The sequence below is a fragment of the Phaeobacter sp. JH20_02 genome (assembly GCF_048056915.1).
Lineage (GTDB): Bacteria > Pseudomonadota > Alphaproteobacteria > Rhodobacterales > Rhodobacteraceae > Phaeobacter > Phaeobacter bryozoorum.
In genome coordinates, this window is record NZ_JAYMVP010000009.1 from 212,438 (window position 1) to 225,639 (window position 13,202).

Sequence of the window (13,202 nt, forward strand, 5' to 3'; positions counted from 1 at the left end):
ATGCCGGTGCTACGGAGGTTAATGTGCAGCAGATCAAGAATGTCTGGGCAGGTTTGGACACGCGAAAGCGCCTGATTGCCGTGGGGGCCACGGTGATCGTGATTCTCAGCGTCCTGGCGATGTCCCGTGTGGCGAATACACCCACGATGCAATTATTGTACGCCGGGCTGGAAAGCGGCTCGGCTGGGGATGTGGTGCGCGCGCTTGAACAGCGCGGCACAGAATATGAAGTCCGCGGGGGGTCAATTTACGTTGCGGCCTCTGCGCGCGACGAACTTCGCATGACACTGGCAAGCGAAGGCCTGCCGGCAAACGGCGGACGCGGATATGAGCTGCTCGATTCGCTCAGCGGCTTCGGAACAACATCACAGATGTTTGACGCCGCCTATTGGCGCGCAAAAGAAGGGGAATTGGCCCGTACGATTGTGGCCAGCCCGCATGTGACCCAGGCAAGGGTGCATATTGCCAATACGGGCTCGAACCCGTTCCAGCGCACGGCCGAACCGACTGCCTCTGTGTCGGTTGTCCCGATGGGCTCGCCCATCACGCCGGCCCAGGCCAATGCGATTCGGTTCCTGATTTCCTCTGCCGTGACAGGTCTCGCGGTGGAGAATGTTGCGGTGATCGATGCCAATGGCGCCCTGATCGGCTCGCCCGAGGCCGCCGCAGCTGTTGGCGCGGGTACGGATGATCGCTCGCAGTCGATTCGCGAACGGGTCATGCGCCTGGTCGAAGCGCGCGTTGGTCATGGTAATGCTGTGGTCGAAGTCAGCGTCGAAACGGTAACAGATACCGAATCCATCCGGGAAAAGCGCATTGATCCCGAAAGCCGTGTCGCAATCAGCACCGACGTGGAAGAACGCGCGGATTCGTCTCAGAACCAATCGGGCGAAGTGACGGTTGCGTCAAATATCCCGGACGGAGACGGGGCCTCTGGCGACGGGTCGAAAGCCAGCACCAGTGCCACGCGTGAACGGGTCAACTATGAAATCTCTGAGACAGAAAAAGAGATTCTGCGTGGACCGGGTGCGATTAAACGACTGACCGTTGCTGTATTGCTGAATGGCGTCCAGACAACCACGGCAACCGGCGAAACAGTGATGGAACCCCGCCCGGAAGAAGAGCTTGGCGCGCTGCGCGAGCTGATCTCTGCCGCGGTTGGCTTCAGCGAGGAGCGCGGGGATGTCATCACGCTGAAATCGATGGAAATGCCTACGGTAGAGCCGCAAGGCACCGTTGTCAGCGCCTCCATCTTTGACAACATCTATCTGGATGCAATGTCGCTTATCCAGATGGCTGCCTTGGCACTGGTGACGCTGATCCTTGGTCTCTTTGTCATTCGTCCGATCCTGTCGAACCAGGCCAGCGTTCCGGCCCTTGGGGCACCGACAGGCGACGCCATGGACGAATTGCCGGCACTCGGCGGAGGCGGTTTCATGTCCAATCCGAACCTCGGCGCCGATCTCGCGCTGGATGGTGAGATCGAGAACAACGAAACCGGCCAGTTCGAACCCATGGGTGGCATGGGCATGGGCAGCGGCATGGGCATGGGTGACATGAGCGGATTGGGCGATATGGGTGGCCTGCCTGCCCTTGGCGGTGGCAGCGACAACCCCGTTGATCGCCTGCGCTCGATGATTGGCGAACGCCAGGAGGAAACTGTTCAGATTCTGCGCGGCTGGCTGGAAGAAAATGAGGAGAGAGCCTGATGACCATTGCCCATCTTCTTGAAGATTTTGCCATGGATACACCGGCGGTGCCGGTTGTCGAAGTCAACGAGGAATTGTTGGAAGAACAGCGTCTGGAATCCTACGAAAAGGGCTACAGCGCCGGTTGGGATGATGCGGTGACAGCGAAGGACAAGGAGAGCAAGCATGTCTCCTCGGAATTGGCCAGTTCGCTCGAAGATCTCAGCTTCACCTTCCACGAGGCGCAGACGCAACTGCTCGAATCGCTGGATCCGATGTTCAAGGTTCTGACGAGCGCTGTCCTGCCCGACGCAATGGCTGCGAGCTTTGGACATCACATAGTTGATCAGCTCACCGACATGGCCAAGAGCCAGGCGGATCAAGCGATCAATATTGTCGTCTCCCCCGGCGAGGGGGCGACGGTGCGTGCGCTTCTGACCAAGAGTTTCGCTGTACCGGTTCAGGTGCGCGAGGATGTCATCCTGAGCCCGGGTCAAGCCTATCTTAAGGTCGGCGGCATTGAGCGGGAAATCAACAGCTCGGCCCTGATCGACTCTATCCAGGATTCGATCGAGGCCTTCTCCTTTCACATAACAGAGGACAGCAAATATGGATAAGTCTGCTGAAATGAACCGGAAATCTGGCGATGCAGGCAATCCGTTTGTGTCGGTACCCGTTGAGGTCGTCGTATCGGTCGGCAAGGCCAGGCCGTTGATCCGTGATCTTGTCAACCTGGGCGAGAACGCGATTCTGACGCTCGACAAACGGGTGGAGGATCCCGTGGATCTCTATGTCGGCGACCGCCTGGTCGCCAGAGGCCAATTGGAAGAGCTGGAAGGCGAGCAAGCAGGTCAACTGGCTGTGCGCCTGACGGAAATCGCGGATTTGCAAAGCGGCCTGGGATGACACGCACTGCCCTTTTTGCCGTCGCGCTGGCGGCTATGCTGGCCCTCGGTCTGCCGGACCCTGCAAGCGCGCAGGATCTCAGCCTGTCATTGGGCGATGGTCAATCAATCTCCGCCCGTTCGATCCAGCTGATCCTGCTGATCACCGTCCTCAGCCTCGCGCCGGGGCTGCTGATCATGATCACATGCTTTCCGTTTCTTGTGACGGTCTTGTCGATCCTGCGGCAGGCCATCGGTTTGCAGCAGGCGCCGCCGAATATGTTGATGATCAGCCTCGCGCTGTTTCTCACCTATTTCGTCATGGAGCCTGTCTTTACCGAGGCCTGGACCACCGGGATCAATCCGCTGATCGAGGAACGGCTGGATGTTGAAACCGCGCTTGAACGTGCTTTGCAGCCGTTCCGTGTCTTCATGGCGGCGCGCCTTGATCCCGATACATTCTACGCGATAGCGGATCTACGCCCGGCCACTGCGGGTATTGACCCAACCGCCGATGCGCCGCTGTCAACCTTGGTGTCCAGCTTCATGCTGTCAGAAATCGCCCGCGCGTTTCAGGTCGGCTTTCTTGTCTTTCTGCCATTTCTCGTGATCGACCTGGTGGTCGCGGCGGTTCTGATGTCGATGGGTATGATGATGGTCCCACCGGCCGTTGTGTCCATGCCGTTCAAACTCGCGTTCTTTGTCGTTGCCGACGGCTGGAGCCTTATCGCGAGTGCTTTGGTGCGCAGCTACTTCCCGTAGTTGGATATCGCCTTCCTAATCCTCCGGTCGCCATTGCGGCCGGGGTTTTTCTGTGCCATCACCCTGAGCGCTGCCATATACTGCGGTCGCCCTCATCCTTCAGCACATCCTTGAGGGTTGATGACCGGGCTTTCCTCTCCCTCTCCCTCAGATTTAGTGATCTGGACCTCGGGCCCCGCTGATGTAACGCGCGGAGAGCGAGCCGTGCTGTCATCTCGGGCAATGTGCTGAAATGTCCAGGACCGCATCTCCCAGACCTCCAGGTTGTGACAATCACGAAGGTAGAGTTCAGTGACAGCGCATCTGCAAATCGCGGATCCGCAACAGCTCCCTTACTACGAAGCACCCCCCGAAGCCACGTGGCTTCAGGGGGTGCTGGTCTTGTCTATCTTGGGGCCTCGCTGCTACCGAACTACAAATTCGGCATGCAGGGCACCGGCCGCCTTCAGGCTCTTGAGGATATCGATCATGTCCCGCGGCGATACGCCCAGGGCGTTTAGCCCGGCGACCACTTCGGACAAGGAGGTTGTTTCCGGAACTTCCGCCAGCTGTATGCCCTCCTCCTCTTCAATGGCGGCACCGGTGCGTGGGACGACAACCGTTTCGCCATCTGCAAATGGATTGGGCTGAACCACGAGGGGTGTTTCCTCGATCCGCAGGGTCAGATTGCCTTGCGCAACCGCGACACGTGAAATACGGACATCGCTGCCCATTACAATGGTGCCGGAGCGTTGATCCACAACCACACGCGCCTTGCGCTGCGGTTCGACCAGGATATTCTCGATCCGACCAACTGCATGGGCCGTTGACCGGCTATTGGTGCGCTGCACGTCAATTTCCACGGTCCCGGAATCCCGCATCAGAGCGACGTTTCGACCAAATTCCGCATTGATCGCCCGCTCGATACGGCCAGCGGTGGTGAAATCTGGCTCCCGCAGGGCAAGGCGCATGGACGTCAGTGACGAGAGATCAAAGTCGATCTCGCGCTCGACCCTGGCCCCCGATGGAATAACACCGGCGGTCGGCACCCCCTGGGTGACAGAGGCACCTTCACCCTCCGCGACCGCGCCACCAGCCAGAATGGTCCCTTGGGCAACGGCATAGATCTGACCATCGGCGGCATTCAGCGGCGTCATGACCAGCGTCCCGCCCAGTAGGCTTTTCGAATCGCCAATTGCGGACACCGTCACATCGACGGTGCCGCCAACACGGGCAAAAGGCGGCAAAGTCGCGGTGACAAACACCGCCGCAACATTCTTCGGCCGAAACTGCTCACCGGTGACATTGACGCCCAGCCTTTCGAGAATGTTCGACATGATCTCTTCGGTAAACGGTGAGTTGCGCAGACCGTCGCCGGTCCCGTTCAGACCAACCACAAGACCGTAGCCGACCAGATCATTGCCACGAACGCCGTCAAACTCGACCAGGTCCTTCAGCCGGATGGCATTGGCCTGTGCCATCGCAGGCAACATCAGCACCGTCAGCAGAAGTCGAATGAGCTGCATCATGACAGGAACCTCATCAGAGACAGCTGTGATGTTCGCGCGGTGACAGTAAACAGGCTTTCCAGTTGGAACTGCGCCTCGTCGAGACGGGTTGCTGTCTCATATGGGTCGGCTTGGACGAGTTCATTGAACACCAGGCTCAGGCTGGTCTGCGCCGCGCCATTGCGTGTTGCCGTCTGCTCGATGCGCCCTTCAACAAAACCAAGATCCGATTGCATCTGCGTCAGTTGAACCTGGCTTTCACGCAGCTCTACCCCGGTGCTACGCAACAGTTCGAATTTCACGTCCGAGCTGAGGCTCAGGCCGGGTTCATTTACCAGTGTCGCAATCGCGAGGCTCTGCAATGTCTGTTTGAACGCAGCATCATTGGCCTTCAGAGAGACCGTGACCTCTTCGTTGGGCCCGATTCTCACCGGGTCCATCAAATCCGAAGAGCCCTGGTACATCACTGCATCAAACCCCAGCGGATCGGCAAACCAGTCCTTGACGGCCTGGACAATATCCGGGGCGGTGCTCAGCAGGGATACCTCGGTCACTAGTGCGGACATCAAGGTGTTGAGATCGGCGAGAGGCTTGGCTTCGGTATCATTGCCGGCGAACAGGCTGCGGCCGGCCGCTTCTCCGTTCAGCGACCGGATGGCTTCCGTCAGGAACACCTCTGCCTGGTTGGACAATTGCTTCGACGTTTCGTCATTCGGCGAGGTGGTGACGGAGAAGATGTCACCGGTCAGCGTGATGACGTTATCGGAGATCAGCTCAATATTGTTCTGCATCGAGGATGCGAACAGCGCGGCCTCGGTATTTGCCACCTGAAAGGACTTGAGCCGGTCAAGGCTTCGTTCGACGTCGGACAGATAGGTGAGATCGCCACCTAGTTTCTGTGTCAGCTGCGAGGTTTTACCCGAACTCAATTCCTGCGTCAGGGTCGAGATGTCGTTCTTCAGACCCACCGACCGATTGCGCAGGAACAGATGCTGAGCCATGTCCCCATATGAGTTCATAATCATTCGTTAAATCCTCAGAAGCGTTTCCATCAGCTCATCAACGACGGAGATCATTCTGGCGTTGGCCTGATAGACTTTTTCAATCACGATAAGGTTTTGCAGTTCAGCATCACTGTCGACGCCCTGCGCCAATTCGCGCTGATACATTTCGGTATAGGTTGCCGCCGCGAAGGCGACATTCTGTTCTGCGGAATTTTCACTCTGTGCAAAACGCGACAGCAGATTCGCGCTCAGCGTGCTGGCATCCAGATTTGCGGTGCCGAGGCCGACGGACGATACCAAGCGCTTGGCGTCGAGCGCATCGGCATATCCGCGCAGAAGCGTTGCATCGCCGGCATTCCCGGGCGCCGCTGCATTGAGACCATCCCGCAACCGCCAGGTTTCAGCCTGTTCCTGCATCGCGATCTTGTCGTTCAATTCAATACGGTTGGCGATGCCAACAGTATTGGCAGGGTCAAAGAACGCACCTTGATCGGTGAAAATCCCGGGATCGGTGGCGCCCAAAGTCGGATCCAAGGTTGGATCCTGGAAGCGTTCGACGAGATCTTTTGCCATCGCATCGAGATCTTCCTGAGCTTCCACGGTCAGAACGTCGCGCACCTCGAAATGGGCCGCCAGAGTCCCGCCGCGAATTGGCCCGCCGGGGCCGGTTGCAACGTCGATACCGTTGATTTGCAGACCGGAGAGCAACCCGTTGCCGAGGGTCATGTAAGGCAGGGTATCGGCCTTGCCATCGAAACTCAGCTCAGCGGCCTGACCATCCAGAAGCACGGCGCCGCCTTCTGAGAACAGGGCGACCTGCCCACGGTCACGGTTCACAACCTTGACCGGGATAATCTGGTTCACCTCGTCGATCAACAGATCACGCTGATCGAGAAGCGATGCGGAATCGGATCCGGTGGACTGACTGACTGCAATTTTTGCGTTCAGTCTTTGCAGCTTTTCCAGCGATTGATTGACGGTATCAACTTGCACGTCGATGGCCCTGTCGGCGGCTGTGCGCCGATTGCGCAGCCCTTCGGCCGCATCGGAAATCGACCGCACCAATTCTTCAGCCTGGATCGCAAGATCGTTCAAGCGCGGCCCTGAATCCGGACGGGAAATCACCTCGATCAGACCAGAGTCAAAGTCGGTCAGCCGCTGTGTGATGGAATAGGGGTCGTCGGCGCTGCCCACCAGCTCGGTCATACGACCAAAGAAGGCGGATTTCACCTCGGCAACGCCGACCTCTGAATTGGCGGATCGCACGCTGGACTGCAACGCCGGATCGTTGATCCGCTGGACGTTGCCGACCTTCACCCCGCTGAAACCGTCGCCGGCGCTGGTGAGCGCCAGACTCCGGCGCGAATATCCTGGTGTCAGGACATTCGACAGGTTTTCGGAAACAACCGAGGTTGAGCGGCCAGCCGCCGTCAGCCCGGTCATTGCGGAATTGAGAGCACTTGTAATGGACATGGATCATCCAGCCTTTGCGCGAATGTGGATCAAAGGAGAAGGCGCTTATCAGCGCTTGATGTTGGTGGTTTCCTGCAACATCTCATCCACGGTCTGAATGACCTTTGCGTTCGACGAATAGGCGCGCTGGGTCTGGATCATGTTGGTCAGTTCCCCCGCAACATCGGTTGCGGACTCTTCACGCGCATAGCCCAGGATATCGCCTGTCGGACCCTCACCTGCATTCCACAGGAAATAGGAGCCGCTTTCGCTGGATGGCATATAGGTCTGGCGATCCATTGCGATCATACCGTTGGGATTGGGCAGATCGACAAGAGGCACCTGATAGACCACTCGGCTGACGCCGGTGTCATAATTGGCATGCACATATCCGGCTTCGTCGATTTCCACGCCGGTGAAGTTACCGACCGGGGCGCCGTCCTTTGAAATGGAGGCGGGTGCGAAGGTATCCGACAATTGGGTAAGCCCGTTGTCATCCCCCAAGGTGCCGATATTGATCTCCATCGGGCCGCCTGCAACAGACACGATGATCGAGCCGGTTGCCGGGTCATAGGCCCCACCTGTCGTTGCCGTGACAGCATTGAGAGCGCCGCCGGAGGTCCGGTTGTCATCAAAGGTCAGCGTATATTCACCAATCGCAGTGGCGCCGGTGGCCGTATCGGTAATGATCATCGTCCACTCGTTCGACTCGCCTGTTGCGGGAACGGTGGGAACAAATTCGATCTGCAGACTCTCCGACTTGCCGAGGTTGTCATAATACTCGATCGACAGGTTTTCGCTGGTACCGGCCGACGTGGATTCGGTTGCGGTCGCAGGCAGGTTGACACCCAGAGACATCTCGGTTGTCGGCTCACCAGACAGTTTGTTTACATTGAAACGAACCGGCTCCAGCGCATCGGAGGTATCGCGCGGGTAGGGTGGGATTGTACCATCGGACTGTGCGGGCCAGCCCATCAGGACGAGGCCGGATTCAGTGGCCAGCAGGCCATCGGCGTTGGTCCGGAACGATGCAGTGGTGGTCAGCATCATCTGCGGATTCGCAGCGCCTGTCTCGACCTCGTTCATGGATGTCACCGGCAGCATACCGCGGCCTCGGACCGCGAGGTCAGTCGCATTGCTGGTCGACACCAGCGGGCCCCGCTCATCAATCAGGCGGACGTTGGTTGTCCGCACGCCCCCGGCAGAATAGGTGCCGCCAGACGAGCTCATGACCATCGAGTGGAAATCGGTCTGGACCCGCTTGTAGCCGGCGGTTGAGGAGTTTGCGATGTTGTCGGAAATGGAGGCCAGTCGGCTGGCATTCGCGGTAAGCCCGGCAACACCGGCATTAAGCGAGGAAGAAATCGTCATGGATACGCCTTTCTGCTGCATCGAATCTTTCTTGATGCAACAGCTAGCCGATTGCCCATTAACGGGCGGCTAACAGATAAAATTGTCTGATCTGTTCGCCGCCCGTTTTTGGGGATCCATGGGTTATTTGCGCAGAAGGATGATTTCGACCCGATTGTTTCGCGCTGCCATCGGATTGCTATCCGCCAGTTTGCGATCGGCATGTCCCGTCACCCGGTGCATCCGCTTGGACTTCGTTCCACCTGATTCGAGCATCACCCGGGTCGCGTCAGCCCGTGCATGGGACAGTTCCCAGACCGGATTATTGGCGACAACGACCGCATGTGATCTGATGTGGCCGCCGATTGCGATGTTGTTTTCAACAACGCCGGTGACGCGTGAAACCATCTTCACGATGTCGCGGAACAGGAGGGTCGGTTCGGCTGTACCATCTTTGAACAGCGGCGAATCCTCGGTGTCGAAGAGTTCGACTACAAGGCCTTCGTCGGTGACGCGGGTAATGATGTGCTGCGCCATCTCGATCGAGACCATGCTTTCGCCGCCACGCCCCTTCAGCTGCTCTTCCAGGGCTCGGAACTGCTCATCGGCAGCCTCGCGGTCCTTGTCCTGTTCGACGCCGGAGTCACCCTTGGCCTGCTGGGCGTCTGCGGGGTTCACATCGGTCGCACCGGTACCGTTCTGGGGCTGGATTTCCTCGGTGAACATGCTGTCCCCGCTGAACGCCCCGTTGCCGCCGCCGGAGACCCGACTCAGCGGAATGGATGGCGAGAAATAATCCGCCAACCCTTTGCGTTGTTTCTCAGTCGTTGCATTGAGCAGCCACATCAACATGAAGAACGCCATCATAGCCGTCACGAAGTCCGCATAGGCGACCTTCCAGGCTCCACCGTGGTGACCATGGGCACCACCTGACTTTTTCTTCTTGATGATAATGGGCGCCACATTTCCTTGTGCGCTCATAATCCACCACCTATTTTCACCCACTACCGGGATATCAGGCGGTGTCTTAAGTGAGGCTTAACAGATAAATTTGCCGGCAGTTATGGCCGCCAAAGTCCCTGTTTTACCCGTAATTCGGACGGATTCTGTGCCCATTTCGTGAAATGGGCACCGCCACCAGATGCCATATTGGCGGCGGTGCAGTGCATCAGGCCTCTAGCAGAATCGCGTCGTAAGAGTCGCGGAGCTTGTTTTTCAGCACCTTTCCGGTGCCACCTAGCGGCAGCGTATCGACAAAGATGACACGGTCAGGGATCTGCCAGCTTGCTACCTTGCCCTGGTAATACTCGCGCAGATCGTCCTCGGTCACGTCGGGGGAGCGTTTTACAGCGATCACCACCGGACGTTCGTCCCATTTGGGGTGTCTGGCTGCGATTGCCGCTGCCTGAGCGATACCGGGGTGGGACATCGCGATATCCTCCAGCTCGACGGTCGAGATCCACTCACCGCCAGACTTGATGATGTCCTTGGAGCGATCACGAATGATCATATAGCCATCGGCATCAATTGTGGCGACGTCACCGGTATCGAACCATCCATCTGCCGTCAGCGCTGTATCCTCGGCGCGGAAATAGCTGTCGATCACCCAATGACCGCAGATCTGCAAATTGCCCTGTGTCTGTCCGTCATGAGGCAGAACAGCGCCGCTGTCGTCTACGATGCGCAGATCGACACCATACATGGGGCGGCCCTGTCCTTCGCGCAGCTTCGCCTGCTGCTCGGCGTCCAGCTCATTGTGTTTCTGAAGCAGCTGGTTCAGCGTCCCGATTGGGCTTGTTTCCGTCATGCCCCAGGCATGCACCAGATCAACGCCGTATTTGTCACGAAATGTGGGGATCATGACCGTTGGCAGGGCAGAGCCGCCGACAATGGTGCGTTCCAGGCTCTCGGCGGTGCATCCGGTCTCCTCCAGCCCTTTCAGCAAACCCATCCAGATTGTGGGAACACCCAGCGCCACGGTGACCTTTTCCGCATCAATCAGCTTGGCCAGGCTCGCCCCATCCAGATGCGGCCCGGGCAGTACCAGCTTTGCCCCAACCGCCGCGGTCATGTAGGGCGTCCCCCAGGCATTCACGTGGAACATCGGAACAACTGCCAGAACGGTGTCCCGCGCCCGCAGGGCGATACCGTCGGGCTGGTTGCCGCCAAGCGTATGCAGAACGCTGGTGCGATGGGTGTATTCAACCCCCTTGGGATTGCCGGTCGTGCCGGAGGTGTAACACAGGCTCGATGGCAGGTTTTCATCCAGATCAGGCCAGGAATACGGGGTTGTTTCCATGTCCAGGAGCGCATCGTAGAACAGCACGTCTTCGATCTGGGCTGCGATCTCGGCGTCCGGCGGCCCCATCACCACGATATTCTGCACGGTGGTCAGATGCGCGCGCAGCTGTGCCACAGCCGGAACAAAGGTGGTGTCGATGAACAGGACCTGATCCTCTGCGTGGTTTATGATGTAGATCAGCTGCTCCGGTGTCAGTCGCGGGTTGATCGTGTGGCAGACAAACCCACCCCCGGAGACGCCGAAATAGATTTCGAGGTGGCGACGATTGTTCCAGGCGATGGTGCCGCAACGGGCGCCCTGCGCGATGCCCAGCCGCCCCAGGGCGGCCGCCAGCTTGCGAGCGTTGGCGTCGATGTCTCCCCAGGTGACATGCACGGTTTCGCCCGAAGTCTCGACAGATGTGACCGTGGTCCCGCTATGGAACCGCCCTGCATGTTCTATCAGTGAGCCTATGGTCAGCTGTTTGTGCATCATCTTGCCAAGCATCTTCGTCTTCTCCGAATTGAAATGTCAGGCGCGGGCCAGGGCACCGCGTATAATATCTGCCGCTTTCTCCGCGATCATGATGGTTGGCGCATTGGTGTTGCCGCCAATCAGGCGCGGCATGATCGACGCATCAACCACCCGCAGCCCCTCCAAACCATGGACCCGGAGCGCGGGATCCACCACCGCAAGCGGGTCGGTTCCCATTTTGCAGGTGCCAACCGGATGATAAATCGTATCTGCCCGCGCGCGTATGTGCTGTTCCAATGCGGCGTCATCGACTTCGCCGTCGATAAACAGCTCCTTGTGAATATAGCCCGCCAGCGGTTCTGCCGCCATGATTTGCCGGGTTTTGCGCACCCCCCTGATAAGCACGGCCAGATCATCGGGATCAGCGAGAAATTGCGGATCAATCCGTGGCGGTGATGTGGGGTCGGCACTGGTCAGGCCGACCGTGCCGCGCGATTTTGGCCTCAGCACGCAGATATGGCAGCTGAACCCATGCCCCATGTGCAGCTTCCGGGCGTGATCATCCACGATGGAAATCACAAAATGCAGCTGCACATCGGCACGCTCTTGGGATGGGTCCGTTTTCAGGAATGCGGCCCCTTCCGCAAAGGGAGTCGCAATCATACCACGCCCGGTTTTCCGCCAGTTCCATATGTGGCGCAACAGTGAGATACTGCCGGGCAGGGAAATGCCGAAATTGTCGCGATCCTTGGATTTATAAGCCAGTGTAAAGTCCAGATGATCCTGCAGATTCTGCCCCACCCCGGGCAGCTCATGGACCATGTCGATCCCGTGCGGGCGGATATCCTCGGGTCGACCAACGCCGGAGAGTTGCAGCAGCTGCGGCGAGTTGAACGCTCCACCGCAGAGCACCACCTCGCGGCGGGCGCGGACACTATGCTCAGTGCCGCTCAGGAGGTAGCTGACGCCAACCGCACGTTTGCCGTCGAATATGATCCGGGATGCCTGCGCCCGCGTGATCACCTTTAGATTCGCGCGGTCCATCACCGGGTGTAGATAGGCCGCCGCCGCCGAGCAGCGCTCCCCATTGCGGTCAGCTCTGTGGAATTGCGTCACCTGATAAAGGCCGATGCCCTCGTTGTCGCCTGTGTTGAAATCCTCGCGGTGTCGGATCTGCAGGGATTGGCCAGCCTTGATAAAAGCATCGGTGATCGGGCGGGGCGATTTCTGGTTGCTGACCTGCAAGGGGCCGGCTGCACCATGCAGATCATCGCCGCCGCGTTCGTTGTTTTCGGCTTTTCGGAAATAGGGCAGCACCGAGTTCCAATCCCAACCGGGACATCCCAATGCGGCCCACTCATCGTAATCGCTGGAGTGGCCGCGAATATAAAGCATAGCATTGATCGCACTGGAGCCGCCCAGGCCTTTACCGCGCGGCTGATATCCGCGTCGCCCGTTCAACCCCGGTTGCGGCACGGTTTCATAGGCCCAATTGTTGATTTTGGGGCGTCCCGGTAGCATCGCGACCACAGCGGCAGGAGCGCGAACCAGAAGCCCGTCACCGCGCCCGCCGGCTTCCAGCAGGCAGACCGTGACGGTTGGATCTTCGCTTAGTCGGGCAGCCAGCGTCGATCCCGCAGAGCCTCCGCCGACGATCACATAATCCGCCTCCATCACGCTCTCCCCCATGTCCAGCACGAACAGCTCTCCCCAGCTGCCAGAGGATGAGCGCTGTTTTTACGGGGGCTGTCTACTCTGACGGTACGTCATCGCGCAGGCGCAATAACACGCCAAAGGCGTGATCAAGCATCGAGAAAAAT

At 58.7% G+C, this 13,202-nt stretch carries 11 protein-coding genes; 4 read left to right on the plus strand and 7 right to left on the minus strand.

Annotation, left to right across the window (positions count from 1 at the left end; all coding sequences use genetic code 11):
• Positions 1-23: 23 nt before the first annotated feature.
• From fliF to fliP, 4 genes are read left to right on the plus strand one after another with little or no spacing between them, the layout of a single operon-like run.
• Positions 24-1,709 carry a flagellar basal-body MS-ring/collar protein FliF gene (gene fliF, locus VWY34_RS02705; RefSeq protein WP_416534390.1) on the plus strand — a complete coding sequence of 562 codons (1,686 nt, stop codon included), beginning with the start codon at positions 24-26 and terminating at the stop codon, positions 1,707-1,709.
• Positions 1,709-2,305 (plus strand): ABC transporter ATP-binding protein, encoded by a 597-nt coding sequence (locus VWY34_RS02710; RefSeq protein ID WP_340547043.1) that lies wholly within the window; start codon positions 1,709-1,711, stop codon positions 2,303-2,305. Before fliF ends, VWY34_RS02710 begins: the two co-directional genes overlap by 1 nt.
• Complete coding sequence (locus VWY34_RS02715; protein ID WP_040175044.1) at positions 2,298-2,594, plus strand: FliM/FliN family flagellar motor switch protein; 297 nt, start codon at positions 2,298-2,300, stop codon at positions 2,592-2,594. Before VWY34_RS02710 ends, VWY34_RS02715 begins: the two co-directional genes overlap by 8 nt.
• On the plus strand, positions 2,591-3,334 hold the full coding sequence (gene fliP, locus VWY34_RS02720) for a flagellar type III secretion system pore protein FliP (protein WP_340547042.1): 744 nt from the start codon (positions 2,591-2,593) through the stop codon (positions 3,332-3,334). Before VWY34_RS02715 ends, fliP begins: the two co-directional genes overlap by 4 nt.
• A 404-nt stretch (positions 3,335-3,738) precedes the next feature.
• Here the strand turns inward: fliP and VWY34_RS02725 are convergent, their stop codons facing one another.
• From VWY34_RS02725 to VWY34_RS02755, 7 genes are all read right to left on the minus strand, one after another.
• A complete protein-coding gene (locus VWY34_RS02725; RefSeq protein WP_340547041.1) occupies positions 3,739-4,842 on the minus strand; it encodes a flagellar basal body P-ring protein FlgI in 1,104 nt (367 codons plus the stop codon).
• Complete coding sequence (locus VWY34_RS02730) at positions 4,839-5,846, minus strand: flagellin (RefSeq protein ID WP_340547040.1); 1,008 nt, start codon at positions 5,844-5,846, stop codon at positions 4,839-4,841. Before VWY34_RS02730 ends, VWY34_RS02725 begins: the two co-directional genes overlap by 4 nt.
• Before the next feature lie 3 nt (positions 5,847-5,849).
• A complete protein-coding gene (gene flgK, locus VWY34_RS02735) occupies positions 5,850-7,298 on the minus strand; it encodes a flagellar hook-associated protein FlgK (RefSeq protein ID WP_416544149.1) in 1,449 nt (482 codons plus the stop codon).
• A gap of 48 nt (positions 7,299-7,346) precedes the next feature.
• Positions 7,347-8,669: a flagellar hook protein FlgE gene (locus VWY34_RS02740; RefSeq protein WP_416542678.1), complete on the minus strand. Its 1,323-nt coding sequence runs from the start codon at positions 8,667-8,669 to the stop codon at positions 7,347-7,349.
• A gap of 102 nt (positions 8,670-8,771) precedes the next feature.
• Entirely contained in the window at positions 8,772-9,608 is an 837-nt protein-coding gene (locus VWY34_RS02745) for a flagellar motor protein MotB (protein WP_416534391.1), read from the minus strand.
• A gap of 187 nt (positions 9,609-9,795) precedes the next feature.
• Complete coding sequence (locus tag VWY34_RS02750) at positions 9,796-11,415, minus strand: long-chain fatty acid--CoA ligase (protein ID WP_416544150.1); 1,620 nt, start codon at positions 11,413-11,415, stop codon at positions 9,796-9,798.
• A 24-nt stretch (positions 11,416-11,439) separates the two neighbouring features.
• Positions 11,440-13,056, minus strand: coding sequence for a GMC family oxidoreductase (locus tag VWY34_RS02755; RefSeq protein WP_416544167.1), 1,617 nt, complete (start codon positions 13,054-13,056; stop codon positions 11,440-11,442).
• Positions 13,057-13,202: the final 146 nt, after the last annotated feature.

What these genes read in the sequence shown, in the direction of transcription:
- flgK (WP_416544149.1), bottom strand. Translation starts at nt 7,298, where the DNA reads ATGTCCATTACAAGTGCTCTCAATTCCGCAATGACCGGGCTGACGGCG.
- VWY34_RS02715 (WP_040175044.1), top strand. Translation starts at nt 2,298, where the DNA reads ATGGATAAGTCTGCTGAAATGAACCGGAAATCTGGCGATGCAGGCAAT.
- VWY34_RS02745 (WP_416534391.1), bottom strand. Translation starts at nt 9,608, where the DNA reads ATGAGCGCACAAGGAAATGTGGCGCCCATTATCATCAAGAAGAAAAAG.
- fliP (WP_340547042.1), top strand. Translation starts at nt 2,591, where the DNA reads ATGACACGCACTGCCCTTTTTGCCGTCGCGCTGGCGGCTATGCTGGCC.
- VWY34_RS02755 (WP_416544167.1), bottom strand. Translation starts at nt 13,056, where the DNA reads ATGGAGGCGGATTATGTGATCGTCGGCGGAGGCTCTGCGGGATCGACG.
- VWY34_RS02750 (WP_416544150.1), bottom strand. Translation starts at nt 11,415, where the DNA reads ATGCTTGGCAAGATGATGCACAAACAGCTGACCATAGGCTCACTGATA.
- VWY34_RS02740 (WP_416542678.1), bottom strand. Translation starts at nt 8,669, where the DNA reads ATGCAGCAGAAAGGCGTATCCATGACGATTTCTTCCTCGCTTAATGCC.
- VWY34_RS02730 (WP_340547040.1), bottom strand. Translation starts at nt 5,846, where the DNA reads ATGATTATGAACTCATATGGGGACATGGCTCAGCATCTGTTCCTGCGC.
- VWY34_RS02710 (WP_340547043.1), top strand. Translation starts at nt 1,709, where the DNA reads ATGACCATTGCCCATCTTCTTGAAGATTTTGCCATGGATACACCGGCG.
- VWY34_RS02725 (WP_340547041.1), bottom strand. Translation starts at nt 4,842, where the DNA reads ATGATGCAGCTCATTCGACTTCTGCTGACGGTGCTGATGTTGCCTGCG.